This is a genomic window from Kocuria sp. KKT182 (assembly GCF_055635395.1).
Window position 1 is genome coordinate 3,253,388 of record NZ_CM145757.1, and the last position, 26,091, is coordinate 3,279,478.

The following is a 26,091-nucleotide window of genomic DNA, read 5'->3' on the forward strand; positions in this document are numbered from 1 at the left end:
TCCGGGCACGGCGGGGGGCGGGAGCCTGCCCGGGTGCCCGTCCTGGAGGAGTTCCTCGCCGAGGCCACCGGCCGCGCCGAGGCCGTGGACCCCGGCTTCGCCCGGCTGTGGGGCGAGGTCGCCCGGCTCAGCTCCGGCGGCAAGCAGATCCGTCCGCACCTCGTGCGGCTCACGGCCGGCGCCTATCCCGCGCCCGAGCCGGACCCCGTGGTCGAGTCCGTCGGGGCGGCGTTCGAGCTGCTGCACACCGCCCTCATCGTGCACGACGACGTCATCGACCAGGACGAGCTGCGCCGGCACCAGCCCACCATCAACGCCGCCGCGGCCTCCCGGGCGTTCGCGTCCGGCTCGGGGCCGGACCAGGCGCGCCAGTACGGCGCGAGCGTGGGCGTCATCGCCGGGGACCTCGCCCTGGCCGGCGCGTACCGGCTCGTGGCCCGCTCCGGGCTCTCGCCCGAGCGGCTGCCCCGGGTCCTCGACCTGCTCGACGCCGCCCTGTTCTCCTCGGCCGCGGGCGAGCTGCTCGACGTCGACCACACCCTGCCCGGGGCCCGTCCCGGCCGCGAGCAGATCCTCGCGGCCACGTGCCTGAAGACCGCGGTCTACTCCTTCGAGACCCCCCTGCAGGCCGGGGGAGTGCTCGGCGGGGCCCCCGACCGGGACGTGGAGGTGCTCGGGCGCCTCGGCCGGACCGTGGGCACCGCCTACCAGCTCGTGGACGACCTGCTCGGCGTCTTCGGCGACCCGGAGGCCACGGGCAAGTCCGCGGTCAGCGACCTGCGGGAGGGCAAGCGGACCATGCTCGTGGCCGCCGCCCAGCGCACGCCCGCCGGTGAGGAGCTCGACGCGATCCTGGGCCGCCACGAGATCAGCAGCGAGCACGCCCTGCGCGCCCGCGACCTGCTCGAGCAGTGCGGGGCGCGGCAGGAGGTCGAGGACATGGTCGCCGGGTGCGCGGCCGAGGCCCGCGCCCTGCTCGACGCCGCGGGGCTGCCCCCCGCCCTCGAGGAGGACCTGCGCCGCATCGTGGCCGGGGCCACGGAGCGCATCCGGTGACCGCCGCCCAGCACACCGGGTCACCGGCCGAGGCCGCCGCCCGGTACGACGCCACCGCCCAGCAGGCCGCCGCGACCGTCATCCGCCGCTACTCCACGTCCTTCGGCCTCGCCTGCCGGCTGCTGGGCCCGGAGATCCGCCCGCACGTCTACGCCGTCTACGCCCTGGTGCGGATCGCCGACGAGATCGTCGACGGCGCCAGCGCCGGCGCCGGCGTCCCGCCCCGGGGCTCGCGGGAGCTGCTGGACGGCCTCGAGGACGAGACGTACGGGGCGATCGAGCGCGGCTTCAGCAGCAACCTCGTGGTGCACGCCTTCGCCCGCACCGCGCGCCACGCGGGGATCGGCCCCGACCTCGTGCGCCCGTTCTTCGCGTCCATGCGCGCCGACCTCAGCGAGGACCGGCACAGCGCCGACTCCCTCGACGAGTACGTGTACGGCTCGGCCGAGGTCGTGGGGCTGATGTGCCTGCAGGTCTTCCTGGCCGGCCGCACCGTGCCCGAGCGGCGCCGCGCGCAGCTCGTGGCGGGGGCCCGCCGCCTGGGCGCGGCGTTCCAGAAGGTCAACTTCCTGCGCGACCTGGCCGAGGACTACGGGGAGCTCGGCCGCGTGTACTTCCCCGGCGTGGAGCCGGGGGAGTTCTCCGAGACCGAGAAGAACCGCCTCCTCGACGACATCGACGCCGACCTCGCGGCCGCCCGCGCGGTCATCGACGACCTGCCGGGGTCCTCCCGCCCCGCCGTCCTCGCCGCCCACGACCTGTTCCGGGAGCTGTCCGTGCGGATCCGCGCCACCCCTGCCCGGGAGCTGCTGAGCTCCCGCATCCGCGTGCCGAACCCCCGCAAGGCCGCGCTCGCCGCGGCCGCCGTGGTCAGGGCGCGCACCCGCCGCCGCCCCACCGGGCCCCGGGGGCGGCACGCCGTGGTGGTGGGGGCCGGGATCGCCGGGCTCGCCGCCGCGGGCCTGCTCGCGAAGGACGGGTGGGACGTGACCGTCCTGGAGCGCGGGAGCACGACGGGCGGGCGCGCCGGGCGGCTCGAGCGGGACGGCTTCCGCTTCGACACCGGGCCCTCCTGGTACCTCATGCCGGAGGTCTTCGACCACTTCTTCCGGCTCATGGGCTCCAGCGCCGCCCAGGAGCTCGAGCTGCTCCGCCTGGACCCCGCCTACCGGGTCTGGGGCGAGCGCTACGAGCAGCCCATCGACATCCGCTCGGACCTCGAGGACACCGTGGCGCTGTTCGAGTCCGTGGAGCCCGGGGCGGGCGAGCGGATCCGGGCGTACCTGGCCTCCGCGAAGCGGACCTACCAGCTGGCCGTCGACCACTTCCTCTACACCTCCTACGCCTCGTTCACGCCGCTGCTCACCCGGCCGGTCGTGCGGGGCCTGCCCGAGCTCGCCCGGCACCTCACCGGCTCGCTGCACGACTTCGCCGCCGGCACCGTGAAGGACACGCGGCTGCGGCAGGTGCTCGGCTACCCGGCCGTCTTCCTGGCCAGCGCGCCCCGCATGACGCCGTCGCTCTACCACCTCATGAGCCACATGGACCTCACGGACTCCGTCCAGTACCCGCAGGGCGGGTTCCGCCGGGTCGTCGAGGCCGTCGAGCGGCTCGCCGTCGCCCACGGGGCACGGATCCGGACGGGCGCGGACGTGGTGCGGATCAGCACCTCCCCGGCCGCCGAGGGCCCCGTCCGGGCCACCGGCGTCGTGTGGCGGGACGCGGACGGGGCGGAGCACGAGCTGGCGGCGGACGTCGTCGTCTCGGCCGCGGACCTGCACCACACCGAGACCGCGCTGCTCCCGCGCGAGCTGCAGAGCTACCCGCAGCGGTACTGGGACCGGCGCCAGACCGGCCCCGGCGCGGTGCTCGTGATGCTCGGGGTCCGCGGGGAGCTGCCCGAGCTCCCGCACCACAGCCTGTTCTTCAGCGAGGACTGGGACACGAACTTCCGGGCGATCTTCGAGGAGCCCACGAGCGTCCCGGACCCCGCGTCCGTCTACGTCTGCAAGCCCTCGGCGACCGACCCCGGCGTGGCCCCGGACGGGCACGAGAACCTCTTCGTGCTGATCCCGGTCCCCGCCGACCCCGCGCTGGGCGCGGGCGGACCGGACGGCACCGGCTCCCCGCGGGTCGAGGCCGTCGCGGACCGGGTGATCGACCAGGTCGCGGCGTGGGCCGGTGTGCCGGACCTGCGGGAGCGCGTGGTGGTGCGCCACACCGTGGGCCCCGAGGACTTCCGGCGGGACTTCAACTCCTGGCGCGGCAACGTGCTCGGTCCCGCCCACGTGCTCAAGCAGTCCGCGTTCTTCCGGGGCGCCAACCGCAGCCGGAAGGTCGCCGGCCTGCACTACTGCGGGGCCTCGACGATCCCCGGCATCGGCCTGCCGATGTGCCTGATCAGCGCGGAGATCCTGCTCAAGGACCTGCGCGGGGACACCTCCACCGGACCGCTGGCAGAACCCCTGGTGCCGCGCGGATGAGCTTCGTGTACCTCGGCTTCCTGCTCCTCAGCCTGGCCGGGATGGTGCTCCTCGACGTGCGGGAGCGGCTGTTCTTCGCCCAGGACCCCCGCCGGGCGGCCCTCGTGCTGCTCGCTGGCCTGGTGTTCTTCCTCGCCTGGGACGTCGCCGGGATCAGCCTCGGGATCTTCCTGCACAGCCGCAGCGCGTGGGCGACCGGCTGGATGGTCGCCCCGCAGATCCCCGTCGAGGAGGTCGTGTTCCTCGTGTTCCTCTGCTACCTGACGATGAACCTCGTCCGGCTCACGGAGAAGGCGCTGGCGCGCCGCTCCGCGGCGGCCGGTCCGGCCCGCGGAGGAGCGGACGCCCCGTGACCTACGCCCTCGTGATCCCCGTCTTCCTCGCGCTCGCCCTGACCCCGGCCACCCTGCTGGTCCGCCGGCCCTCCCCGGCGCCGCCGCGGCGCCGGGCCCTGGCCGTGCTCGGGATCTCCTTCGCCGTGCTCGCGCTGCTGACGGTCGTGTTCGACAACCTCATGATCGCCGCCGGGTTCTTCGACTACGGGGCCGGGCACATCACGGAGCTGCGGATCGGCCTCGTGCCGGTCGAGGACTTCGCGTACCCGCTCGCCGCGCTGCTGCTGCTGCCCTCGCTGTGGTGGGGGCTGGCCGAGCGCGGCCGGCTCACCGCCACCGTGCGCACCCTGGTGGCCACCTCCCGGCCGGTCTCCTGGGTCAACACCGCCTACCCCTTCGCGGCGGCCTATGTCCTGACCACGGGCCGGGTGGACCTGCCCCTGGTGGTGGGGACGCTGTTCTTCCTCTTCCCGTACAACCTCCTGATGTACGGGATCAACGACGTCTTCGACTACGAGTCCGACCTCCGCAACCCCCGCAAGGGCGGTGTCGAGGGCGCGCTCGTGGACCGCTCCGAGCACCGGTCGGTCCTCGTGGGCTCGGTGCTGACGGCGCTGCCGTTCCTGGCGTACCTGTTCCTGGCGGGCGGGGCCGCCGCGGCGGGGGTGCTCGGGATCAGCCTGTTCGCGGTGGCGGCCTACAGCCTGAAGGGGCTGCGCTTCAAGGAGGTCCCGTTCCTGGACTCGGCGACCTCCGCCACCCACTTCGTGTCCCCGGCGGTCTACGGCCTCGTGCTCGCCGGCGCGGCCTGGTCGGGGGGACTCGTGGCCCTGTGCGCCGGGTTCTTCCTGTGGTCGATGGCCTCGCAGGCGTTCGGGGCCGTGCAGGACGTCCAGGCGGACCGGGAGGGCGGGCTGCGCTCGATCGCCACCGTCCTGGGCGCCCGCCCCACGGTGTGGGCCGCCGCGGCCCTCTACCTCGCCGCCGGGGTGCTCCTGCTGCTCGCCCCCTGGCCCGGGCCGGTCGGGTCCCTCCTGGTGCTGCCCTATCTCGCCAACCTCGTGCCGTTCCTGACCATCACGGACGCCGGCTGCGAGCGCGCCAACCGGGGCTGGCGGCGGTTCCTGTGGCTGAACTACCTCACCGGGTTCCTCGCGACGCTGCTGCTGCTCTGGGCGTGGGAGCTCGCCCGCTGATCGGCCGCCCGGCCCGGGGCGGGGACCTGCCGGGGGCTCCGGCCCTACCCGAGGCGCTTCAGCAGCTTGTCGGTCGAGATCATGGCGCCGCCCAGCACCGCGGGCAGCCCGCCGCCCGGGTGCACGGATGCGCCCACCCGCCACAGCCACGGCCGCAGCGGACTCGTGTGGGCCGGGGCGTGGAACGGGCCGCTGCGCCACGCGGGACGCACGGCGCCGTAGAGCGCCCCTCCTGCCGAGCCGTGCGCGGCGAAGTACGCGGGGTCCAGGATCTCCGCGCTCCGGAAGCGGTCCGTGATCGGCCCGGGCAGCCCGAGCACCCGCGCCGTGCGCTCGAGCTCGCGCGCGACGAACGGGTCCTCGAGGGTGTAGGACTTCCCGTTGGCCGGCGCGGTCAGCAGCAGGGCGAGCGTGGCCGCGCTGTTGGGGTGGCCCGCGTGCGCCGGGTAGTGGTTGGCGAAGGCCATGGTCTGCTCGGGCTCGGTCCCGGCCTCCAGGTCGGCGTAGAGGTCGGCGGGCCGGTCGGGCATGATCACCCCGTGCCGGGGCGTCCCCTCGGGCAGCTCGTGGTCGAGCACGGCGTAGACCGCGATCGCCGAGCAGCTGAGCCGGCGCGGGGCCCGGGGCGCGCGCCCGGCGAGCAGCCCGTCCAGCCGGTGGGCGTCGAGCCCGCTGACGACGGCGTCGGCCGGGTACGCGCCCCGGGCGGTCAGGACGCGCCGGCGGGCGACGGAGGTCACCGGCTCCCCGGTGCGGAGCTCGACCCCGGCGTCCACGGCGAGGCGCCGGAGCGCCTCGACGAGCTCGTAGACCCCGCCCCGGGGGATCCAGACGCCGTCGCGCGCCATGACGGCGGGCATGCTCGCGTACAGGGCCGGGGTCCGTGCCGGGCCGACACCGGCGTTGAGAGTGTGGATGGCGATGACCTCGCGCAGGCCCTCCGGCATCCAGGTGAGGCTGTCGAGGTAGTCGCGGGTCGTGAGCCGGCGCCCGTACAGCGTCCCGAGCCGGCCCAGCGCGGGATAGGCCGCCCGGTCCAGCACGTCGGTGGTCAGCAGCCGGGTGATGTCCGGGCCGAGCACGCCGTGCTCGGCCTCGAATCGGGTCCAGGCCGCGTGCCAGGGGTGCCCGGGCGGGACGGGCAGCTCGCACCGGGTGCCGCGGTAGTAGTACGTGCCGACCGCGGGCAGGCGCTCCAGCTCCAGCCCGGCGGTCTCCTCGGCCCTCGGCGCTCCGGCTCCCGCGGTGCCGGCGTCCCGCAGCCGGTCCAGGCGGCGGAGGAGCTCCTCCCACACCCCCGGGAAGGTGAAGAGGGACGGTCCGGTGTCCAGGCGCTGCCCCTCGGCCTCGAGCCGGCGGCTCTTGCCGCCGAGGTGGTCGGCGGCCTCGAGGAGGGTGACGCGGTGACCGGCGTGGCCGAGCAGCACGGCCGAGGTCAGCCCCCCGATCCCCCCGCCGACGACGACGACGCGGCTCACGGGTACAGCCCGAAGAACAGCGCCACCGTCAGCTGCACGCCGGCCACGGCGCCGGCGACGTAGGGGAACGCGATCGAGTACCGGTACAACCGGTGCCCGGTCCCCGGCCTCGGGTCCCGCAGGAGGGAGACCACGAGCCACCCGGCGATGAGCGCGTTGACCGCGGCCACCGGGAGGCTGACCAGCGCGAAGCCCAGCGTGGACACGGCCCACCAGCCGCCGCTCCACAGGGCCGTCCCGCGCGCGCCCAGCCGGACCGCCGTCGTGGTGATGGCCACCGCGCGGTCCTCCTCGATGTCCTGGACGGCGTCGAACGCGTGCTTGGCCACGCTCCAGGCCATCAGGCCGAGGGCCGCGGGCCACACGGGGGCCGCCCCGAGCGCGTGGGCGACGAAGACCAGCGGCAGCGCGTAGGCGGCGTTGCTCAGGGAGTCGAGGTATGCCCGGGCCTTGAAGCGCAGGGGAGGGGCCGAGTAGAACACGAAGACCAGGACGTACAGCGCGATCCAGCCCAGCGCGGCCGGGGGCAGGGTCACGGCGAACCAGACGACGAACGGCACATTGGTGACGAGCACCGCGGTCAGGATCGTGCGCACCTCCTCGGACCGGATGAGGGCTCCCTCGAGCGAGCCCTTGCGGGGGTTGAGGGCGTCGGTGTCCTGGTCGAAGACGTCGTTGACGCCGTAGATCAGCAGGTTGAAGGGGAGGGTGAGCCACAGCAGCAGCGGCAGCGCCTCCCACTGCCAGAGCGAGCCCGCCAGCCACATGCCCACCACGCCGGTGCCCAGGGCGTTGATCCAGAGCACCGGTCGCGAGATGTGCACGATCCGCTGGAGCGCGGGGGCGAATCCGGCCTGGGGCACGGCGGCGGACCTCCTCGGACGTCAGGTGACCCGGGGGTCCGGGTGCACCCCACACTACGTCGGTTCCGGGGCCGGTGCGGCGGCGGGCCCCGGCGGTCCCGGGGTGCTCCGCCGGTCCGTTCGTGCGCCGTCCCGCCGCGGGGCAGACTGTGGGGGTGCGCATGATGCTGCTGACCTCCGGAACCCGCGGCGACGTGGAGCCCTTCGCGGCCCTGGCCCGGCACGCCGCCGCACAGGGCCACCGGGTCCGGCTGGGGGTGCCGGAGAACTCCGGGGTGGACCTGGCCGGGATCGACACCGTCGGCCTGGACGTGGACTTCCACCGGCTGATGGACGCCCCCGGGGCCTCGCCGCGGGCGGCGGTGCACCACGTCCGCGCGGAGGTCCGCCCCGGGATGCGGCGGATGTTCTCCGCGGCGGTGCGCGAGACCCTGGCGTTCGACCCGGACCTGGTCCTGCACCACCCGCTGATCCTCAGCGCGCCGGCCGTGGCCGACGCCCTCGGCGTCCCCCGCGCGCTCGCCGAGTTCGTGCCCGTGGCGACGCCCACCCGGGAGTTCTCCGCACCGGGCGGGCCCACGGTCTCGAAGGACCTCGGGCGGTTCAACCGGGCGACCTACGCGGTGCCCCGCGGCGGCGCCCGGCTGTTCCGCCGGGACGTCGAGCACGCGTGCCGGCAGCTGCCCGGCGGCCGGGCGCCCCGGCACCCCGCACCCTCCCGCGCCACGCTGATGGGGATCAGCCCGCAGCTGCTGCTCCGGCCCGCCGACTGGCCGGCCCGGGTGCACCTGACCGGTGCCTGGCACCCCGGCGCGGCCGCCCCCGCCCCGGACCCGGCGGTGGCCGAGTTCGTCCGGGGCGGGCCGTGCCTGGTGGCGACCTTCGGGTCCATGGCGGCCGGGGACCCGTCCGCGCGGGGGAGGACGGTCGTGGACAGCGCGCGCGCCCACGGGCTGCGGACCCTCCTGGTCACGGGCTGGGGCGGTCTGTCCCTGCCGCCGGACCGCCGCGGCGAGGACGTGCTGGTGGTGCCGGCCGCCCCGCTGGGCGCCCTGCTCCCGGACGCCGCGGTGGCGGTCCACCACGGCGGAGCCGGGACGGTGCACGCGGTGGCCCGTGCGGGCGTCCCGTCCGTGGTGGTGCCCTTCCTCGTCGACCAGCCCTTCTGGGGCCGGCAGCTGCACCGGCTCGGCATCGCCGCGGCCCCCATCCCGCGCCGGTCGCTGACGGCGGAGGCCCTGGTCCCCGCCGTGGGCGACGCCCTCGCCCGCCGGGAGCGGGCGCAGCGCGTGGGGCGCGCGGTCCGGGCGGAGCAGGGCCTGGACACCGCCCTCGACGTCCTCACCGGCCTCTGAGCGCGGGCCGCCTCCCGGGGCACGTCCCCGGGATCTCGTGACCGGGCTGGCGACCCCGGCAGAAATCATCAGCGGGGCTGACGGATCAGCATGGGAAAACATCGCTGTTCCGCACGGATGACGCCCCCGATACTGGAGGGACCGGGCGACGCCCCGCCCGCCACCACCCTCCCGGAGGACTGCACCATGACCGTCGACCTGCTCCCGCCCCGTTCCCCCCGGACCTCCTCGCGCCCGGACGGCGCCGCCGGCCGCGGACCGGCGGCACCGCTCCTCCGGGGCGGGCGGCACAGCTGGGCCGACGTCGAGCAGGACTGCCCGTACTGCGCGGGCCCCGAGACCGACTGAACGGCGCACCGCCCCCGGCGTCGTCGGGGCCTCCGACGTAGTGTGGTCGGGAACACCCCGACCGTCAGGAGGTCCGCCGTGGAACGGCGTCTGCCCCAGTGGTCCGAGCTGCGCCCGCTCCTGCAGTTCGAGACCCCCGCCCTCGACCGCCGCGCGGCCCGGCTCGCCCGGGCCGCGGACCTCTGGGACCTGCGCCGGATCGCCCGCCGCCGCACCCCGCGCCCGGCCTTCGACTACGCGGACGGCGCCGCCCAGCGCGAACTGACCCGCCGGCGCTCGCGGGAGGCGTTCGACGCGGTCGAGCTGCTGCCCCGGATCCTGCACGGCATCGCCGCTCCCGACCTGTCCACGCCGATCGCCGGGGCGCGGTCCGCGCTGCCGTTCGGGATCGCCCCGACCGGCTTCACCCGCTTCATGCACGCCGAGGGCGAGATCGGGGGAGTCCGTGCGGCGGAGCAGGCCGGCATCCCCTTCACGCTGTCCACCATGGGCACCCGCTCGCTGGAGGAGGTCGCCGCGGCCGGACCGGACGCCACCCGCTGGTTCCAGCTGTACCTGTGGAAGGACCGGGCCCGGTCCCGGGACCTGCTGGAGCGCGCCGCGGCCCACGGCTACGGCACCCTGCTCGTCACCGTGGACACCCCGGTGGCGGGCCAGCGGCTGCGGGACGTGCGCAACGGCATGGTCATCCCGCCCAGGATCACGCTGCGGACGGTGGCCGACGCCTCCTACCGGCCCGAGTGGTGGTTCAACTTCCTCACCACGGACTCCCTGAAGTTCGCGTCCCTCTCGAGCACGAGCGCCGACCTGCCCACCATCACGAACTCGATGTTCGACCCGACCTTGTCCTACGCGGACCTCGAGTGGATCCGCTCCGTGTGGCCGGGGAAGCTCTTCGTGAAGGGCGTGCTGACCCGGGACGACGCCCGGCAGTCCCTGGCCGCGGGGGCCGACGGGCTGGTGGTCTCCAACCACGGCGGCCGCCAGCTGGACCGCGCCCCCGCCTCGCTGCACGCGCTGCCCGAGGTGCGGGACGAGGTGGGGGAGGGCGTCGAGCTGATCCTCGACTCCGGGGTGATGAGCGGCGCCGACGTGATCACCGCCCTGTGCGCCGGAGCGGACTTCGTCCTCATCGGCCGGGCCTACCTCTACGGGCTGATGGCCGGCGGGCAGCAGGGCGTGGAGCGGGCGATCGAGCTGCTGGCCGAGGAGGTGCGGATCAGCATGCAGCTGATGGGCGCCGAGACGGTCGCCGACCTGGGTCCGCACCTGCTCGGCGCCCGCCACCACCCCGACCGCTCCCGCCGGGACGCCCCGGCCGACCGGCGCTGAGCCACCGGCCCCGGCACCGAGGGGCCGCGTTCCGCCTCCGCCGCTGCCGAGGGGTCGCGTTCTGTCGACAAGTGACCGCGATACCAGCCGAACGCGACCCCTCGCGATGGGGGTGCGCCGAACGCGACCTCTCGCGGGCGGCAGGCCCGCGGGCCGCTACAGGTCCGCGAGCACCGACACCGGGTTCTCCACCGCGTCGGCCACCATGCGCAGGAAGCCGCCGGCGGCCCCGCCGTCGCACACCCGGTGGTCGAACGCGAGGGAGAGCTGGGTGACCTTGCGGACGGCCAGCTGCCCGTCGACCACCCACGGGCGGTCGATGATCCGGCCGATTCCGAGGATCGCGACCTCCGGGTGGTTGATGATCGCCGCGGCCCCGTCCGTGCCGAACACCCCGTAGTTGTTGAGGGTGAACGTGGAGCCGGACAGCTCGGCGGGCCCGGCTTTGCCGGAGAGGGCGAGCTCGGTGAGCCGCCGGAGCTCGGCGTCGAGCCCGCGGGCGCTCAGGGTGTGCGCGCCGCGGATGTTCGGCACCACGAGCCCGCGGTCGGTCTGCGCCGCGAAGCCGAGGTTCACGCCGTCGAAGCGCACGATCTCCTGGCTGCCGTCCTCGAGGGTCTCGATCCGGGTGGCGAGCTCGGGGTGGCGGGCCAGGCCGGCGAGCACGAACCGCGCGATCAGGGCCATGAGCCCCGGCGCGGTCGCGGGGTCCTGGGCCTTGAGCTCGGCGCGCAGCTCCACGAGCCTCGTGGCGTCCACGTCCACCCAGACGGTGGCCTCGGGGATCTCGGCGCGGGAACGGGTCATGGCCTGCCCGATGACCTTGCGGATCCCGGAGACCGGCACCCGCTCCGCGACCCCGAGCCCCGTGCGGGCGTCCACGGCGGACGGCGCCGCGGTGGGGGGCACGGTGGTGGACGGCGCCGGGGCCGACGACGACGGGGCCGTGCTCTCCCGTGCGGCCGGCGCGGCGGTGGCGGCGGGGGCGGCCGCCGCGGTCACCACGTCCCGGCGCAGGATGAGCCCGCCGGGGCCCGAGCCGCGCACGGTGGAGATGTCGACCCCACGGTCCTTGGCGAGCTTGCGCACGATCGGCGAGACGACCGTGGGCGCCAGGCGCGGGGCCGAGGCCATCGCGTCGTGGGCGGCACCCGCGGCCTGCTCCGCGGCCCGCGCGCGGGCGGGCTCGGGGACCGGCCGGGCGGCGGAGGCGGCCGGGCCGGTGGCACCGGACCGCTTCGGCCGGCGCCGGCGTCCGGCCGTGCCGCCGGCGGGCGTGCCGTAGCCGATGAGCACGCTGCCCGACCCGGCGTCGTCGTCGGAGGCCGCGGCGACCGCGGAGGCCTCGGCGGCCGCCGCGGGGTCCGCCCCGGCGCGCTCCTCCTCCCGGTAGGACTGCCCGCCCTTCGGGCCGCCGCCCTGCGGGGCGGGCGTCCCGGCCCGGTCCGCGGTGTCGACGGAGATCAGCGGCGCGCCGACGTCGAGGGTCTGCCCCGAGGCGCCGTGCAGCTGGTGCACGGTCCCGGCGAAGGGGCAGGGCACCTCCACGGCGGACTTGGCGGTCTCCACCTCGGCGATCGGCTGGTCCACGGCGACGGTGTCGCCCACCTGGACGAGCCAGCTCACGAGCTCGGCCTCGGTCAGTCCCTCGCCGAGATCCGGCAGGGTGAACGTCTTCACGGTCATGGTCAGTCCTCCCACTGCAGGTCGTCCACGGCGTCGAGGATGCGGTCGACGCTCGGCAGGTAGTGCTCCTCGAGCTTGGGCGCCGGGTACGGGATGTCGAACCCGGTCACGCGGCGCACGGGCGCGGCCAGGGAGTGGAAGCAGCGCTCCTGGACGCGGGCCACGATCTCGGCGGCCACGGACGCGAAGCCCGGCGCCTCGGCCACGACCACCACGCGCCCGGTCTTCCGCACCGACGCGGCGACCGTCTCGTCGTCGAACGGGACGATGCTGCGCAGGTCCACGACCTCGAGCGAGCGACCCTCGGCGGCGGCGGCCGCGGCGGCCGCCACGGCGGTCGGCACGGACGGCCCGTAGGCCAGCAGCGTGGCGTCCTCGCCGGCGCGGGCGACGACGGCGCGGCCCTCCCGGCGCTCGGGCGCCCCGTTCTCGTAGCGGTCCCTCAGTTCGGCCAGGTCCACGGGGGCCTTGGACCAGTAGAGCTTCTTGGGCTCGAAGAACACGACGGGGTCGTCCGAGTCGATCGCCTCGCGCAGCATGAGGTAGGCGTCCTCGACCGTGGCGGGGGTGAACACCTTCAGGCCCGGGGTGTGGGCGTAGTAGGCCTCGGAGGAGTCGCAGTGGTGCTCCACGCCGCCGATGCCGCCGGCGTAGGGGATCCGGATGACGATCGGCAGGCGCACGGCGCCGCGGGTGCGGTTGTGCATCTTCGCGATGTGCGAGGCGACCTGCTCGAAGGCCGGGTAGGCGAAGGCGTCGAACTGCATCTCGATGACGGGGCGCATCCGGTTCATCGCCATGCCCACGGCCATGCCGGCGATCCCGGACTCGGCCAGCGGGGTGTCGAAGCACCGGGTGCGGCCGAAGCGCTTCGTCAGCCCGTCGGTGATGCGGAAGACGCCGCCGAGGGTGCCGACGTCCTCGCCGAAGACGACGACGGCGGGGTCGGCGGCCAGCGCGTCGGCCAGGGCGGTGTTGAGCGCCTGGGCGAAGGTGGCGGGCTTGACCGCCGGGGCCTCGCCGGCCGGGGCGGGGGCGTGCAGGGTGCTCACTGTCCGGTCTCCTCTCGGGCGAGCTCGGCGGCCAGGAACTGCTCCTGCTCGGCGAGCTGCGGGGTCTGCTCGGTGTAGACGTGGCGGAACAGCTCGAGCGGGTCGATCTCCACGTCGGCGTTCATGCCGTCGCGCAGGGCCGTGGCGACGTCCTCGGCGGCGGCGGCGATGCGCTGCTCCGCCGCGTCGTCGAGCACGTCCTCGGCGCCGAGGTAGGCGCGCATCCGGGTCACCGGGTCCTTGGCGATCCACTCCTGCACCTCGGCGTCGTCCCGGTAGCGGGTGGCGTCGTCGGCGTTGGTGTGCGCCTGCATGCGGTAGGTGTGCGCCTCCACGAGGAGGGGCTCGGACTCGGAGCGGGCCAGGTCCACGGCGCGCCGCAGGGTGGCGAGCAGCGCCACGAGGTCGTTGCCGTCCACGCGCTCGCCGGCCATGCCGTAGCCGACCGCCTTGTGGGCGAGGCTCGGGGCCGCGGACTGCTGGGACAGGGGCACGGAGATCGCGTAGCCGTTGTTCTGCACGAAGAACACGACCGGCAGCTTGAACACGGCCGCGAAGTTCAGGGCCTCGTGGAAGTCGCCCTCGCTGGTGGCGCCGTCCCCGCACATCGCCAGGACCACGGTGTCCTCGCCGCGCAGCTTGGCGGCGTGGGCCACGCCCACCGCGTGCAGCAGCTGGGTGGTGAGCGGGGTCGACTGGATGCCCACGTGGTGCTCGTGCGGGTCGTAGCCGCTGTGCCACTCGCCGCGGAAGATCGCCATGACCTGCATCGGGTCCACGCCCTTGGTCATGACCGCCACGGTGTCCCGGTAGGTGGGGAACAGCCAGTCGCCCTCCTCGAGGCACAGGGCGGCCGCCACCTGGCAGGCCTCCTGGCCGTGGCTGGACGGGTAGACGGCCATCCGGCCCTGGCGGACCAGCGCGGAGTTCTGGTCGTTGACCCGCCGCCCGACCACCAGCTTCTCGTAGGCGCCCAGCAGGACGTCCGGGGCCGGCAGCGGGTACTCGTGGCCGGGGCCGGTGCCCTGCTCCTCGGGGGCGAGCAGCCGCCCGCTCGGGTCGACCATGCGGATCTCGCCGCGGGCCGGGAGCATGTACTGCTCCGGTGTGATGCCGAAGCTCTGGGAGGCCCGGAGGATCGGGTCCTCGGGGGTCTCGACGGTCTGGCTCATGGTGTCCCCTCGGTCGGTCCCCGGTGCGGCCGCGGTCCGGGGAGGGCAGGAAGGTGGTGCGGCTCTGTCTCCCCAGTATGGGAACCGGGCATGGTTCGTATCCACAGAGCGGGGAAAATGCAGAAGTCTGAGACGGACAGTGCACCGCGCGTGGACGACATGTTCTAGTGTGGCGTGGAGCACACGCATTCGTCCGACACGTTCCGGGCCCCGCGCCCGACCCGCCCCGAAGGAGCCCGCCGTGCCCTCGACCCCCGTGCCGCTGGACGAGACCGACCGGAAGATCCTCGCGGAGCTGTCCCGAGACGCGAGGCAGTCCGTGACGGCGATCGCCGCGGCCGTGCACGTCTCCCGCGCCCACGCCTACGCCCGGATCAACCGGCTCCGGGACGAGGGGGTGATCCTGCGCTTCAGCACCGTGATCGACCCGGTCCGGGCGGGCCTGCAGGCCTCCGCGTACGTGACGCTCAAGCTCCAGCAGAACACCTGGCGGGAGCTGTGCGCCCAGCTCCAGGCGATCCCCGCCGTGCACCACATCGCCCTGGTGGGCGGGAACTTCGACGTCATGCTCCTCGTGCGGGCCGTGGACACCGTGCACCTGCGGCAGGTGATCTTCGAGCACGTCCAGCAGCTGCCCGGCGTGGTGGACACCCAGACGTTCCTGATCTTCGAGGACATCGACACCCGGGCCTGACGCGCCGGCCCCGCGCCGGGCCCGGCGCGCACGGCCGGCGTCACGAACCGTCACGGTCGTCATCTTCCGACGCGGAGGGACACCCACTACCTCTGCGCATAGTGTTGTTCCAGCTTCACGAGACGTGACCGCCAAGCTCCGACTTGGTCACGCACCAACCCCATGCTCATTGGGTGGTTCGGATGAGGAAGCGGCCTGCATCTTCCGCGGCGTGCCCACCGGGCCCGCGCGGATGACCGGTGCGGGTAAGAGCAAGGCACAGGAGCAGCGCCATGTCCATCCCCGTGACCGACCACGACCTCGCGACCCGGCAGATCCACGCCGGCACCCACGACCAGGTCGTCCAGCGCACCCTGACGGTGCCGATCTACCAGACCGCGGCCTTCGAGTTCCCGGACTACGAGGCGGCCCGGCAGATGTTCGCCCAGACCCGGGCAGGCTTCACCTACACGCGCACCGGCAACCCCACGGTGGCCGTGCTCGAGCAGCGGATCAGCGACCTCGAGGGCGGCGCGGGCGCCGTGGCGACCGGCTCGGGCCAGTCCGCCGTGGCCGTGGCGCTGCTGGCCCTGCTCGGCCAGGGCGCCGGGAAGCATCTCGTGGCCTCCGAGAAGCTCTACGGGGGCACGGTGGACCTGCTCACCGACTCCTTCGCGGACTACGGCATCGAGGTCTCCTTCGTGGACCCCACCGCCCCGGGGGCGTGGGCCGCGGCCGTGCGCCCCGACACCCGCGCGTTCCTGCTCGAGTCCATCGGCAACCCGCTGGCCACCCTCCCGGACCTGCCCGGGATCGCCGACGTCGCCCGGACCGCCGGCGTGCCCGTCGTCGTCGACAACACCCTCGCGTCCCCGGCCCTGTACCGGCCGCTGGAGAAGGGCGCGGACATCGTGGTGCACTCGGCCACCAAGTTCCTGGGCGGGCACGGCAACGCGCTCGCCGGGGCGGTCGTGGACGGCGGGACCTTCGACTGGTCCGCCCGGCCGGACAAGTGGCCGCAGTTCACCCAGGCCCGCGCCCGCTGGGGCGGACTCAGCCTCGTCGACAAGTGCGCCGCCGCCAGCCCCTACCTGCACCTGGTCCGGGCGAAGTACGTGCACGACCTCGGCACCACGCTCTCCCCGTTCAACGCCAGCCAGATCCTGCAGGGCACCGAGACCCTCGACCTGCGCGTGGCCCGCCACACGGCCTCGGCGCTGGCGGTGGCCGAGTTCCTGGCCGGGCACCCCGCCGTCGCCCGCGTCCACCACCCCGGCGTGCCCGGGGACCCCGGCGCCGGGATCGCGGCCCGGGACTTCCCGCGCGGGACCGGCTCCGTGTTCTCCTTCGACCTCGCCGCCCCGGACGGCGCCGTGGGCCCGTTCATCGACGCGCTCCGGCTGTTCAAGCTGGTCGCCAACATCGGGGACACCCGCAGCCTCGTGGCCCACCCGGCGGCCATGACCCACTGCCGCCTGACCCCCGAGCAGCGCCGGGCCGGCGGGATCGCCGAGACCACGATCCGGCTCTCGATCGGCCTCGAGTCCCCCCAGGACCTCGTGGCCGACCTCGGCCAGGCCCTCGACACCGTCGTCACCGCCGTCCAGACCACCCGGAAGTGAGCCCCGCCATGACGTCCCCCACCGAGACCCGCACCCGCCACCGGGGCTTCACGACCACCGCCGTCCACGCCGGCCAGGAGCCCGACCCGCTGACCGGGGCGGTCATCCCGCCGATCTACCAGACCTCCACGTTCGCCCAGGACGGGATCAACGTGCTGCGCGCCGGGCACGAGTACAGCCGCGGCTCCAACCCCACCCGCAGCGGCTTCGAGGAGCAGCTCGCGGCCCTGGAGCGCGGCGAGCGGGGGTTCGCGTTCGCCTCGGGGATCGCGGCAGAGGACGCCCTGCTGCGCGCCGTGCTGCGCCCGGGCGACCACATCGTGCTCGGCGCCGACGGCTACGGCGGCACCAACCGGCTGATCACCCGGGTCCTCGCCCCGTGGGACATCGGGCACACGCCCGTGGAGATCACGGACCTCGACGCCGTCCGGGCGGCCGTGCGCCCCGGCGCCACGAAGGTGCTGTGGCTCGAGACGCCGTCCAACCCGCTGCTCGGCATCGCCGACGTCGCGGCGTGGGCGCAGCTGGCCCGGGACGCCGGGGCGCTGCTCGTCGTCGACAACACCTTCGCGTCCCCGTACCTGCAGACCCCCCTCGAGCTCGGCGCGCACGCCGTGGTGCACTCCACCACGAAGTACATCGGGGGGCACTCGGACGTGCTCGGCGGCGCCGTGGTCGTGGGCGCGGCCCAGTGGCGCGGGGCCCCGCTCGCCGAGGCGGTCGGCTTCCAGCAGTTCGCCGCCGGCGCCGTGGCGGGCCCCCAGGACAGCTACCTGGCCGCCCGCGGGCTCAAGACCCTGAGCCTGCGGATGGAGCGCCACCAGGACAACGCGCAGCGGATCGCCGAGTGGCTCCTGGAGCGCCCCGAGGTCGCGCAGGTGCTCTACCCCGGGCTGCCCGGGCACCCCGGCCACGCGCTCGCCGCCGCGCAGATGCGCGGGTTCGGCGGCATGGTCTCCTTCCGGCTGACCGGCGGGGAGGCCGCGGCCCGTGCGGTGGCGGAGGGCACCCGGCTGTACTCGCTGTCGGTGAGCCTGGGCGGGGTGGAGTCCCTGATCTGCTACCCCTCGGAGATGACGCACGCCTCCGTGAAGGGCACCGCGCTGGCCGTGCCCGTGGACCTGGTGCGGCTCTCGGTGGGCATCGAGGACGTCGAGGACCAGCTGGAGGACCTCGAGCGCGCGCTCGCCGCCTGACCGGTCTTTTCCGCCCGGTCGGCTGCGCCGCCGGCGCCGCCGGCGGCGCCGGTTCCGCCGGGTCAGCGGGCCGCGCCCGGTCCGCCCCCTGGGTCCGGCCTGACGGATGCGTCCGGCTCCGGCCAGGCCGGAGCCGGATCCTCCCGGCCGAGGAGCAGCCGGCGGACCAGGTGCACGAGCATGGCAGTGAACACCATCGCCCAGGCGCTCAGGGCCACCCACAGCCAGACGGCCCCGACCAGACCCACGATCGGCAGGTCGTCCGCGCGGCCCAGATAGATGCTGGCCACGGCGTACATCCCCAGCGGGAAGACCACACTCCACAGCGAGGACTCGTAGCGCAGCGGCACCCGGTGCACGCGGTGGCGCCACCACCCGGCCGCCACCAGGGCCGGGATCAACCAGGTGGCGAACGCCCAGAAGACCAGGCCCAGACCCGCCACGAGCCCGCGGACCACGGCGACCATCGGGGTGTCGGACATCTCCACGATCCGGGATGCCGCCAGCACGGTGATGGCGCACGCGCCCATCGCCACCCAGTACGGCGGGGTCAGGTCGACCGGCCGCAGCGGATAGAGCATCATGCGCAGCGTCACGAGCACGCCCGCCGCGGCGTAGAGGAACAGCCCCACGGACCAGCCGGCGACCGCGACGACGGAGAGCACGTGCCGCCAGGCGTCGCTGCCCACCACCGGGTCCAGGGCCGCGGCGGCCACGGCCACGGACTGGCTGGCCACCACCCAGATGAACCAGGTCCCGTTGGCGGTGCTGACCACGGGGCGGGTGCGCCGGGAGAGCACCGCGCTCCACGGGACCACGTAGCCGAGGCCCAGCCATACCGCCCCGGCGAGTCCTAGGAGCGCGGCCGTGGCCCCGTGCCAGCCCGTCGTCGCGAGCCGGGACGCCAGCACGTTCGTGCCGGCCACGAAGGTGAAGAAGCCGAACGCGCGGCGAGGGTCGAGGAACTCCACGACGAACTCTCGCCGGAAGACGGCGAACCGCCAGACGGTGAGCAGGCACAGCGCCGCCCAGCTGCCCGCGCACACCGCGAGCAGGGCCGTGGACAGCGCGGCGAAGCCCTGCATCTGCAGGCCCACCGAGAGGATGCCGCTGGCCATGACGAGGGCGAAGTAACCGGGCGCCAGGCCGCGGACGCCGCCGAGGACACGTTGTCGGAGCGATTCGGCCACCTGCCCAGGCTACCGGGGCCCCGCCCGCGGCCCCGCCCCGTGCGGCTGCCGGGACGGTACTGCCCCGGCGGAACTAGCCTTGGACGCATGAGCACCGGCACCCGGAACGACGACATCAGCGCATCGCTCGAGCTCCCCGGGCCCGTGGTGAGCACCCACTGGCTGGCCGAGCACCTCCAGGACCCCCGGCTGGTGCTCGTGGACGCGAGCTCCACGCTCAACCGGACCGAGGAGGCCCTCCCCGGGGCGGTGCTCCTGGACCTGGACGGGCCCTTCTCGGACCCGTCCTCGGACCTGCCGCACACGGCGCCCCCGGCGGAGCAACTGAGCGCGGCGGCCCGGGCGCTCGGCATCTCGCACTCGAGCACGGTCGTGGCCTACGACGCCAAGGGCGTCTTCGCGTCCGCCCGCGTCTGGTGGCTGCTCCGGACCGCGGGCTTCGACCGGGTCGCCGTCCTCGACGGCGGTCTCCCGGCGTGGGCCGCGGAGGGCCGGCCCACGGGGGCGCACGCCGCGCCGCCGGCCGAGCCCGGCGACGTGGAGCTCGTGCCCCGTCCGGGCGGCTTCGTCGGGGCGGAGGACGTCGCCCGCGCCCTGGCCGACCCGGGCGCCACCGTCCTGGACGCCCGCTCCGCCGGCCGGTTCGCGGGCACCGAGCCCGAGCCGCGGCCGGGTCTGCGCCCCGGGCACATGCCGGGGGCGGTCAGCCTGCCCTACACCGACCTGCAGGACGGACAGGGGCGGCTGCTGCCGCTGCCGCAGCTGCGGGAGCGGATCGCGGCGGCCGCGCCCGAGGGGCGGCGGATCGTCACCAGCTGCGGCTCGGGCCTCACGGCGTGCGTCCTGGCGCTCGGCGCCCACCTCGCCGGCCGCGAGGACGTCGCGGTCTACGACGGCTCCTGGAGCGAGTGGGGCCGCCCCGGTCCCCGGCCCGTGGCGGGCCCCGAGGGGCTCAGCCGCGGGCCGGTGTCTCCCCGGCAGGACTGATCCGCGCCGCGGCCCCGTCGGCCTGGTCTGCCTGGTCCGACTGTCCCGGGGCGCCGGGGGCGGGGTCGTCCAGCGCGGCGGCGGTGGCGAGGATGTTGCGGGCCATGGACGGGAAGATGAAGCCGTGGAAGGGCCACACGCCCCACCAGTAGAGCCGGCCCGGCAGGCCCCGGGGGAAGAAGATGGCCCGCTGCCTGTACCGGCTGCCCTCGCCCTCGGGCTCCACGGACAGCTCGAGCCACGCCCGGCCGGGGGCGCGCATCTCGGCGTGCAGGAGCAGCTTGTGCCCTTCCTCCATGGCCTCCACGCGCCACCAGTCCACGTACTCGCCCACCTGCAGGTCCGTGGCGTCGCGGCGGCCGCGGTTCAGGCCGGCCCCGCCCACGAGCTTGTCCATGACGCCGCGCACCTGCCACGCCAGGGGCAGCGAGTACCAGCCGTTGCGCCCGCCGATGGACTCGACGACCCGCCACACCTGCTCGGGCCGCGCCGGTCCCGTGCGGCTGCGCTCGTCCACGAACACGGTGCGCCCCGCCCAGTCCGGGTCCGAGGGCAGCGGGTCCGCGGCCGCCTCGGAGGAGCTGTAGTGGACGTCCCACGTGGTCTCCACGGAGTTGTCCTCGATCTTCTTCAGCGCGAGCGCCACGGCGCGGCGGTAGCCGGCCAGCCCCTCGGGGGGCGGCGGGATGTGGTCGTCGATGTCGTGCTCGCCCGACACGGCGTCGTGCTGCAGCGACTGCACGAGCGGCACGGCCAGGCCCAGGGGGATCGGGGTGACCATGCCCACCCAGAACCCGGACAGCCGGGGCGCGGGGAGGGGGAAGTGGAAGACCACCCGCCGGCGCAGCCCGGCCACCCGGGCGTAGCGGCGCATGGCGTCCGCGTAGGTCATGACGTCGCGGGAGCCGATGTCGAAGGTGCGGTTGAGGCCCTCCGGCAGGTCCATGGCGTGGATCAGGTAGTACAGCACGTCACGGACGGCGATGGGCTCGATGCTGTTGGTCACCCAGGACGGCGCCGGCATGATCGGGAGGGTGTCGCCGAGGTGGCGGATCATCTCGAAGGACGCCGAGCCGGAGCCGATGACCACGCCGGCCTGGAAGACCACCGCCGGGACCGAGCTCGCGAGCAGGATCTCGCCCACCCGGACCCGGGAGCGCATGTGCTGGGACAGCTCCACGCCCTGGGGGTGCAGCCCCGAGAGGTAGACGATGCGCCGCACCCCGGCCCGCTCCGCGGCCCGGGCCACGGTCCGGGCCATCTCGGCCTCCTCCTCCTCGAACTCCCGGGAACCGCCCATGGAGTGCACCAGGTAGTAGAGGGTGTGCACGTCCTGGCACGCGGCGGTCATCCCGTCGAGGTCGTTGAGGTCCGTCTCGGCGACCTCCACCCGGTCCCGCCACGGCACGGCGCGCAGCTTGCCGGGGGACCGGACGGCGACGCGCACGGTGTGCCCGGCCTCCAGCATCCTGGGCGCCAGGCGCCCTCCGATGTAACCGGTGGCACCGGTGATGAGGACGCGCTGGGGAGAGCTCATGGCCTGCCTTTCGTGCGGGTCCCGCGAGCCTACCAACGCCGCCCGACAGGAGCCCGGCCCGGTCCCGGCACGCGGAACGGCCGCGTGCCGGAGCATCGCGGCCGTTCGGCCCGTCGTCGTGCGGGGACGGATCAGGGCAGGGCCAGGCGGAACACCTTCGCCCACGCGGAGGCGACCTGCTTCGGCAGGGGCCCGGTGGTGTAGGGCAGCTCGTAGCGCTCGCAGATCTCGCGCACCTTGACGGCGACCTCGGCGTAGCGGTTCGAGGGCAGGTCCGGGAACAGGTGGTGCTCGATCTGGAAGGACAGGTTGCCGGTCATGAGGTGCATCAGCCTCGACCCGGAGATGTTGGCCGAGCCGATCATCTGCCGCACGTACCAGTCGCCGCGGGTCTCGCCCTCGATCTGCTCCTCGGTGAACGTGTCCGCCCCGGCGGGGAAGTGGCCGCAGAAGATCACGGCGTGCGCCCAGACGTTGCGGACGGCGTTGGCGGTCAGGGTCGCGGTCAGGGCCTGCTTCCCGGAGCCGGCCAGGGCCGCGGCGGCGGGGGTGGCCACGTAGTCCTTCGCGGCCTGCTTCAGGAACTTCGCCCCGAGGGCCTTCAGGCTGCGCCGGAGCTCCGACTTCGGCTTGCGGCCCTCGCGGTACTCGTCGAGCTCGAGGTCGTAGATGGCGATCCCCCACTCGAAGACCGGGGCGAGCAGCGCGTTGTACACCGGGTTGCCGAGGTTCCAGGGCTTCCACTCCTGGTCCTCGTCCATGCGCAGGATGGTGTACCCGACGTCCCGGTCCTTGCCGACCACGTTGGTCCAGGTGTGGTGCAGGTCGTTGTGGGTGTGCTGCCACGCCCGGGACGGGGTCACGAAGTCCCACTCCCAGGTGGTGGAGTGGATGTCGGGATCGCGCATCCAGTCCCACTGCCCGTGCAGCACGTTGTGCCCGATCTCCATGTTCTCCAGGATCTTGGCGACGGTCAGCATGCCGGTGCCGGCGAACCAGGCGGGCTTGTGCTTGGCGAACAGCAGCGTGGCGCGCCCGGCCAGCTCGAGGGAGCGCTGCGTGGCGATGACGCGGCGGATGTAGGCCGCGTCCTTCGCCCCGCGGGTGGCGATCACGGACTCCCGGAGGGCGTCGAGCTCGCGGCCCAGCTCCTCGACCTGCTCGTCGGAGAGGTGCGCGGCGGCGGAGGGCTTGGCCGACTCGGTGGGGCGGCCCGAGTCGAGCAGGAAGGGGGTGACGATCGTCATGGTGTCGGTCCTTTCGGAACGGGGTCGGGGAACGAGTGCTGGAAGCTTCGGGGTCAGGCGTCGAGGCTGACGGGACCGGCGGCCGTGGACACGCAGGTCTGGACGAGGTGGCCGGGCTCGCCGTGGACCTCGCCGGTGCGGGTGTCACGGACCTGCCCGGAGAGCAGCGGGGTCACGCACGCGTGGCAGATGCCCATGCGGCAGCCGCTGCGCATCATCAGACCGGCGTCCTCGCCGGCGGCCAGGAGGGTCGTGGCGCTGTCGGCCTCGACCTCCTTGTCGGACTTCTCGAAGGTCACGCGCCCGCCCTCCCCGCCGGAGCCGGGGGCGACCACGGCGGCGAAGCGCTCGACCCGCAGCTCGCCCTCCTCCCGCTGCCAGAGCGCCTCGGCGGCGTCGAGGAAGTCGGCGGGGCCGCACGCGTAGGCGGCGCGGTCGCGCCAGTCGGGGCACGCGGCGTCGAGGTCGGCGGTGGCCGCGAGGTCGAGGCGGCGGCCGCGCTCGCCGGTGAACCACTGGACCAGGCGGAAGCCGGGGAACTGGTCGGTGAGCTCCAGCAGCTCCTCGCGGAACAGGGACTCCTCCGGGGAGCGCGAGGAGTGCACGAGCACCAGGTCGGCGTCCGGGCGGCGGGGCACGAGGGTGCGGATCATGGACATGACCGGCGTCAGGCCGCTGCCGGCGGTGAGCATCAGCAGCGGGCGCGGGCTCTCGGGGAGGACGAAGTCGCCCTCGGGCGGGGCGAGGAACAGCACGTCACCGGGCCGGGTCCCCCGGACGAGGGCGGTGGAGACCTTGCCCATCGCCGTCACCGTGATCGCCGGGTCCTGGCCGGCGCCCGTGCTGAGGGAGTAGGAGCGCCAGTGCCGCACGCCGTCGATCTCCACGCCGATGCGGGCCCACTGGCCGGCCTCGTGCGCGTTCCAGCCGCGGCCGGGGCGGAAGCGGATCGTCACCGAGTCCGCGGTCTCGGGCACCACGGCGGTCACCAGGCCGCGCAGCTGGCGGGCGCTGGCCAGGGGGTCGATGAGCCGCAGGAAGTCCTCGGGGGAGCGGGGCGTGGTGAAGGCCGAGGCCAGGCGGGTGAACAGTCGCAGTTGGGGCACGTAATAACTGTGCCCCAAATCCGACGGCAGTTCTCGTCCCGTCGCGTACTCTTTCAGCAGAGAAATTGTGGTGTCGACATGAAAGCGGGGGATCGTGGAGCGGGTGGACCACACGACGGAGCACGCGGGACCGGCGGGGCGGGCGGACCGGGAGCTGCCGTGGACCTCCCTCCCGCCGGCGCTGACCCCCCTCCTGGTCCCGCACCTGCCCGCGGTGACGGAGGAGCTGCTGGACGCCGTGCGGCTCGACGTCCCGGTCTACGCCCGACCGCTGGAGGGCCTGTTCGGCGACAGCATCCGGCGCGGGGTCGAGGTGGCCCTGACCCGGTTCCTGCAGCTGCCCGGCACCCAGCAGCCCGCGCTGATGGGCGACGACCGGCGGGTCTACGAGGGGCTCGGCCGCGGCGAGGTGCGCGAGGGCCGGCCGATGGACGCCCTCTTCGCGGCCTACCGCTCCGGGGCGCGCACCACGCTGCGCTCGCTCTCCCGCGTGGCCATGGACGCGGGGTTCGAGGCGTCCGTGCTGATCGGCCTCGCGGAGTCCGTGTTCGCCTACATCGAGGAGCTCTCCGCGGCCAGCGCCGAGGGCTATGCCATGGAGCAGTCCGAGCGTGCCGGGGAGCGGGACCGTCTGCTGGACGCGCTCGCGGACATGCTCGTCCGCGGCCACGTGGTGGAGGACGCGGTGCGCACGGCCGCCGCCGCCGCGGGGTGGCCGGTGCCCGACCGGGTGGTCGTGGTGACGCTGGCCGCCGACCGGCGGGTGGGGCTGCGCTCGCGCCTCGGGGAGCGGGCGCTGCTCACGTCCCGCCCCGGCGACGTGGTGGCGGTGGTCCCCGAGCCCTCCTCGCCGACCGGCCGCCGGGAGCTGGAGCGCGCGCTCACCGGGCGGGGCGCGGTGATCGGCCCGGGCCGGCCCTGGTACGCGGCCCCCGAGTCCCTGCGCCTGGCCGTGCTGACCCGGGACCTGCTGCAGCGGGAGGAGCCGGCCGACGCCGGGCCGCTGTGGGTCTCGGAGCACCTCATGGAGCTCGTCCTGCACAGCGAGCGCAGCGTGGTCGCGGACCTCGCCGCGCAGTGCCTGGCCCCGCTGGACGAGCTCAAGGCCGGGCAGCGGGAGCGGCTGGTCGCGACCCTGCTGTGCTGGCTCGAGCACCACGGGCAGCGCGCGGCGATGGCCGCCGAGCTGAACATCCACGAGCAGACGGTGGGCTACCGGGTGAACCAGCTCCGGGAGGTCTTCGGGGACCGCCTCAACGACCCCAGGAGCCGGTTCCAGCTCGAGCTGGTGCTGCGCGCCGGCTTCCGCTGAGACGGTGCCCCGGCCGGGCTCAGCCGGTGCGCTTGTAGGCCTCCCGCTCCCGGGCGTCGGCGTCGATCTGCTCCTGGACCGTGATCGCGCTCCCACCCCGGTGCGCCGGCATCCACCACGCACCCGGCTCCGGGGTCACGGGGTAGCTGTCGATGCACCGGTCGATCCCCTCCTGCAGCACCGCGCGCAGCCGGGCGCTCGCGGCGCGGACGTCCTCGTCGGGGTCCACCCGCAGCACCGGGCCGACGTGCACGCGCACCGGTGTGCGCCACACGTCGCGCAGCCGGATCCGGCCGCGCCCGCGGGTGAGCATCCGGTGGCCGCCCCACACGGACACCGGGATGACGGGGGCGCCGGTCTCGGCGGCCATGCGCACGGCGCCGGTGCGCAGCGGGCGCACGGTCCAGCTGCGGCTGACCCCGCCCTCCGGGAACACCGCGAGGAACTCGCCGCGCGCCAGCTTCGCCACGGCCTCGGCGTAGGCCGGGGCGCCGTCGGCGCGGTCGACGACGACGTGGTCGCACAGCCGGCACACCGCCGTGACGAAGGCGCTGCCGGTGTGCTTGCGGGTGATGAGGAAGCGGGAGTGGGCCCGCAGCCGGCGCCAGACCACCAGCTGCGCGAAGACGAAGTCGAGGTAGCCGAAGTGGGTCACCGCGACGACGGCGCCCCGGCCCGGGCGGACCTCCCGGTGCAGGCCGCGCACCACCTGGTCGGTGGGCAGGTGCTCCTCGCCCGAGGCCAGCAGGGGCACGCGGAAGAGCTTCACCGCGGCGAGGCCGGCGAGCACGATGGCCCGGTAGGCGTACTTGTTGGGGCGCAGCTGCGGAGCCACGGGCCTCCCTCGGGAAGAGACCCGCGGGGG

22 protein-coding genes and 1 riboswitch are annotated in these 26,091 nt (G+C 74.7%); of the genes, 12 read left to right on the forward strand and 10 right to left on the reverse strand.

Going from position 1 to position 26,091, the window contains the following annotated elements; all coding sequences use genetic code 11:
- Positions 1–33: 33 nt before the first annotated feature.
- The 4 genes from ACZ2G1_RS15165 to ACZ2G1_RS15180 are packed head-to-tail and all read left to right on the forward strand — an operon-like array spanning position 34 to position 5,070.
- Positions 34–1,056: a polyprenyl synthetase family protein gene (locus ACZ2G1_RS15165; RefSeq protein ID WP_031283749.1), complete on the forward strand. Its 1,023-nt coding sequence runs from the start codon at positions 34–36 to the stop codon at positions 1,054–1,056.
- A complete protein-coding gene (crtI, locus tag ACZ2G1_RS15170; protein ID WP_470377105.1) occupies positions 1,053–3,539 on the forward strand; it encodes a phytoene desaturase family protein in 2,487 nt (828 codons plus the stop codon). The genes ACZ2G1_RS15165 and crtI overlap by 4 nt, the downstream gene beginning before the upstream one ends.
- Positions 3,536–3,892, forward strand: coding sequence for a lycopene cyclase domain-containing protein (locus ACZ2G1_RS15175; RefSeq protein WP_017834831.1), 357 nt, complete (start codon positions 3,536–3,538; stop codon positions 3,890–3,892). The genes crtI and ACZ2G1_RS15175 overlap by 4 nt, the downstream gene beginning before the upstream one ends.
- Entirely contained in the window at positions 3,889–5,070 is a 1,182-nt protein-coding gene (locus ACZ2G1_RS15180) for a prenyltransferase (RefSeq protein WP_017834832.1), read from the forward strand. Before ACZ2G1_RS15175 ends, ACZ2G1_RS15180 begins: the two co-directional genes overlap by 4 nt.
- Before the next feature lie 44 nt (positions 5,071–5,114).
- Here the strand turns inward: ACZ2G1_RS15180 and ACZ2G1_RS15185 are convergent, their stop codons facing one another.
- Both ACZ2G1_RS15185 and ACZ2G1_RS15190 read right to left on the reverse strand, forming a co-directional pair.
- Complete coding sequence (locus tag ACZ2G1_RS15185; protein ID WP_109243072.1) at positions 5,115–6,548, reverse strand: phytoene desaturase family protein; 1,434 nt, start codon at positions 6,546–6,548, stop codon at positions 5,115–5,117.
- Positions 6,545–7,411 carry a UbiA family prenyltransferase gene (locus ACZ2G1_RS15190; protein ID WP_017834834.1) on the reverse strand — a complete coding sequence of 289 codons (867 nt, stop codon included), beginning with the start codon at positions 7,409–7,411 and terminating at the stop codon, positions 6,545–6,547. Before ACZ2G1_RS15190 ends, ACZ2G1_RS15185 begins: the two co-directional genes overlap by 4 nt.
- A gap of 161 nt (positions 7,412–7,572) precedes the next feature.
- Here ACZ2G1_RS15190 and ACZ2G1_RS15195 point away from each other — a divergent pair, with 161 nt between their 5' ends.
- The 3 genes from ACZ2G1_RS15195 to ACZ2G1_RS15205 all read left to right on the forward strand — a co-directional run bounded on the left by ACZ2G1_RS15195 (position 7,573) and on the right by ACZ2G1_RS15205 (position 10,446).
- The gene (locus tag ACZ2G1_RS15195; protein ID WP_290467957.1) at positions 7,573–8,766 is read left to right on the forward strand and encodes a glycosyltransferase; all 1,194 of its coding nucleotides are present in this window, start codon (positions 7,573–7,575) and stop codon (positions 8,764–8,766) included.
- Positions 8,767–8,952: 186 nt separating this feature from the next.
- A complete protein-coding gene (locus tag ACZ2G1_RS15200; RefSeq protein WP_158279178.1) occupies positions 8,953–9,114 on the forward strand; it encodes a hypothetical protein in 162 nt (53 codons plus the stop codon).
- Between the two features lie 78 nt (positions 9,115–9,192).
- Positions 9,193–10,446, forward strand: a complete 1,254-nt coding sequence (locus ACZ2G1_RS15205; RefSeq protein WP_470377106.1) for an alpha-hydroxy acid oxidase — start codon at positions 9,193–9,195, stop codon at positions 10,444–10,446.
- Between the two features lie 156 nt (positions 10,447–10,602).
- Here ACZ2G1_RS15205 and ACZ2G1_RS15210 read toward each other — a convergent pair whose 3' ends face one another.
- The 3 genes from ACZ2G1_RS15210 to ACZ2G1_RS15220 are packed head-to-tail and all read right to left on the reverse strand — an operon-like array spanning position 10,603 to position 14,356.
- Complete coding sequence (locus ACZ2G1_RS15210) at positions 10,603–12,132, reverse strand: dihydrolipoamide acetyltransferase family protein (protein ID WP_470377107.1); 1,530 nt, start codon at positions 12,130–12,132, stop codon at positions 10,603–10,605.
- A 2-nt stretch (positions 12,133–12,134) separates the two neighbouring features.
- On the reverse strand, positions 12,135–13,184 hold the full coding sequence (locus tag ACZ2G1_RS15215; protein WP_017834839.1) for an alpha-ketoacid dehydrogenase subunit beta: 1,050 nt from the start codon (positions 13,182–13,184) through the stop codon (positions 12,135–12,137).
- Positions 13,181–14,356, reverse strand: a complete 1,176-nt coding sequence (locus ACZ2G1_RS15220; protein WP_470377108.1) for a thiamine pyrophosphate-dependent enzyme — start codon at positions 14,354–14,356, stop codon at positions 13,181–13,183. Before ACZ2G1_RS15220 ends, ACZ2G1_RS15215 begins: the two co-directional genes overlap by 4 nt.
- A 241-nt stretch (positions 14,357–14,597) precedes the next feature.
- Here ACZ2G1_RS15220 and ACZ2G1_RS15225 point away from each other — a divergent pair, with 241 nt between their 5' ends.
- The 3 genes from ACZ2G1_RS15225 (at position 14,598) to ACZ2G1_RS15235 (ending at position 17,847) form a co-directional block, all read left to right on the forward strand.
- Positions 14,598–15,050: an Lrp/AsnC family transcriptional regulator gene (locus ACZ2G1_RS15225; RefSeq protein ID WP_017834841.1), complete on the forward strand. Its 453-nt coding sequence runs from the start codon at positions 14,598–14,600 to the stop codon at positions 15,048–15,050.
- Positions 15,051–15,163: 113 nt separating this feature from the next.
- Positions 15,164–15,285: riboswitch (SAM riboswitch) on the forward strand.
- A 37-nt stretch (positions 15,286–15,322) separates the two neighbouring features.
- Positions 15,323–16,651, forward strand: a complete 1,329-nt coding sequence (locus tag ACZ2G1_RS15230) for an O-acetylhomoserine aminocarboxypropyltransferase/cysteine synthase family protein (protein WP_109221296.1) — start codon at positions 15,323–15,325, stop codon at positions 16,649–16,651.
- Between the two features lie 8 nt (positions 16,652–16,659).
- Complete coding sequence (locus ACZ2G1_RS15235; RefSeq protein WP_109243068.1) at positions 16,660–17,847, forward strand: cystathionine gamma-synthase; 1,188 nt, start codon at positions 16,660–16,662, stop codon at positions 17,845–17,847.
- A 62-nt stretch (positions 17,848–17,909) separates the two neighbouring features.
- Here the strand turns inward: ACZ2G1_RS15235 and ACZ2G1_RS15240 are convergent, their stop codons facing one another.
- On the reverse strand, positions 17,910–19,037 hold the full coding sequence (locus ACZ2G1_RS15240; protein ID WP_232035199.1) for a tellurite resistance/C4-dicarboxylate transporter family protein: 1,128 nt from the start codon (positions 19,035–19,037) through the stop codon (positions 17,910–17,912).
- Between the two features lie 87 nt (positions 19,038–19,124).
- On the opposite strand from ACZ2G1_RS15240, the gene ACZ2G1_RS15245 reads away from it, so the two are divergent.
- Positions 19,125–20,024 (forward strand): sulfurtransferase, encoded by a 900-nt coding sequence (locus tag ACZ2G1_RS15245; protein WP_109243067.1) that lies wholly within the window; start codon positions 19,125–19,127, stop codon positions 20,022–20,024.
- On the opposite strand, the gene ACZ2G1_RS15250 is transcribed toward ACZ2G1_RS15245, so the two are convergent.
- From ACZ2G1_RS15250 to ACZ2G1_RS15260, 3 genes are all read right to left on the reverse strand, one after another.
- Positions 19,990–21,561 carry an SDR family oxidoreductase gene (locus ACZ2G1_RS15250; RefSeq protein ID WP_109221293.1) on the reverse strand — a complete coding sequence of 524 codons (1,572 nt, stop codon included), beginning with the start codon at positions 21,559–21,561 and terminating at the stop codon, positions 19,990–19,992. The two genes, ACZ2G1_RS15245 and ACZ2G1_RS15250, sit on opposite strands and share 35 nt — an antisense overlap.
- Before the next feature lie 131 nt (positions 21,562–21,692).
- Positions 21,693–22,808, reverse strand: coding sequence for a fatty acid desaturase family protein (locus ACZ2G1_RS15255; protein ID WP_017834847.1), 1,116 nt, complete (start codon positions 22,806–22,808; stop codon positions 21,693–21,695).
- 53 nt (positions 22,809–22,861) lie between these two features.
- Entirely contained in the window at positions 22,862–23,914 is a 1,053-nt protein-coding gene (locus ACZ2G1_RS15260; protein WP_035923198.1) for a ferredoxin reductase, read from the reverse strand.
- A 103-nt stretch (positions 23,915–24,017) separates the two neighbouring features.
- Here ACZ2G1_RS15260 and ACZ2G1_RS15265 point away from each other — a divergent pair, with 103 nt between their 5' ends.
- Positions 24,018–25,226 carry a PucR family transcriptional regulator gene (locus ACZ2G1_RS15265; protein WP_309221576.1) on the forward strand — a complete coding sequence of 403 codons (1,209 nt, stop codon included), beginning with the start codon at positions 24,018–24,020 and terminating at the stop codon, positions 25,224–25,226.
- Positions 25,227–25,245: 19 nt separating this feature from the next.
- Here ACZ2G1_RS15265 and ACZ2G1_RS15270 read toward each other — a convergent pair whose 3' ends face one another.
- On the reverse strand, positions 25,246–26,061 hold the full coding sequence (locus tag ACZ2G1_RS15270; protein WP_035923195.1) for a lysophospholipid acyltransferase family protein: 816 nt from the start codon (positions 26,059–26,061) through the stop codon (positions 25,246–25,248).
- Positions 26,062–26,091: the final 30 nt, after the last annotated feature.

What these genes read in the sequence shown, in the direction of transcription:
- ACZ2G1_RS15175 (WP_017834831.1), top strand. Translation starts at nt 3,536, where the DNA reads ATGAGCTTCGTGTACCTCGGCTTCCTGCTCCTCAGCCTGGCCGGGATG.
- ACZ2G1_RS15195 (WP_290467957.1), top strand. Translation starts at nt 7,573, where the DNA reads ATGATGCTGCTGACCTCCGGAACCCGCGGCGACGTGGAGCCCTTCGCG.
- ACZ2G1_RS15200 (WP_158279178.1), top strand. Translation starts at nt 8,953, where the DNA reads ATGACCGTCGACCTGCTCCCGCCCCGTTCCCCCCGGACCTCCTCGCGC.
- ACZ2G1_RS15210 (WP_470377107.1), bottom strand. Translation starts at nt 12,132, where the DNA reads ATGACCGTGAAGACGTTCACCCTGCCGGATCTCGGCGAGGGACTGACC.
- ACZ2G1_RS15220 (WP_470377108.1), bottom strand. Translation starts at nt 14,356, where the DNA reads ATGAGCCAGACCGTCGAGACCCCCGAGGACCCGATCCTCCGGGCCTCC.
- ACZ2G1_RS15230 (WP_109221296.1), top strand. Translation starts at nt 15,323, where the DNA reads ATGTCCATCCCCGTGACCGACCACGACCTCGCGACCCGGCAGATCCAC.
- ACZ2G1_RS15235 (WP_109243068.1), top strand. Translation starts at nt 16,660, where the DNA reads ATGACGTCCCCCACCGAGACCCGCACCCGCCACCGGGGCTTCACGACC.
- ACZ2G1_RS15245 (WP_109243067.1), top strand. Translation starts at nt 19,125, where the DNA reads ATGAGCACCGGCACCCGGAACGACGACATCAGCGCATCGCTCGAGCTC.
- ACZ2G1_RS15250 (WP_109221293.1), bottom strand. Translation starts at nt 21,561, where the DNA reads ATGAGCTCTCCCCAGCGCGTCCTCATCACCGGTGCCACCGGTTACATC.
- ACZ2G1_RS15255 (WP_017834847.1), bottom strand. Translation starts at nt 22,808, where the DNA reads ATGACGATCGTCACCCCCTTCCTGCTCGACTCGGGCCGCCCCACCGAG.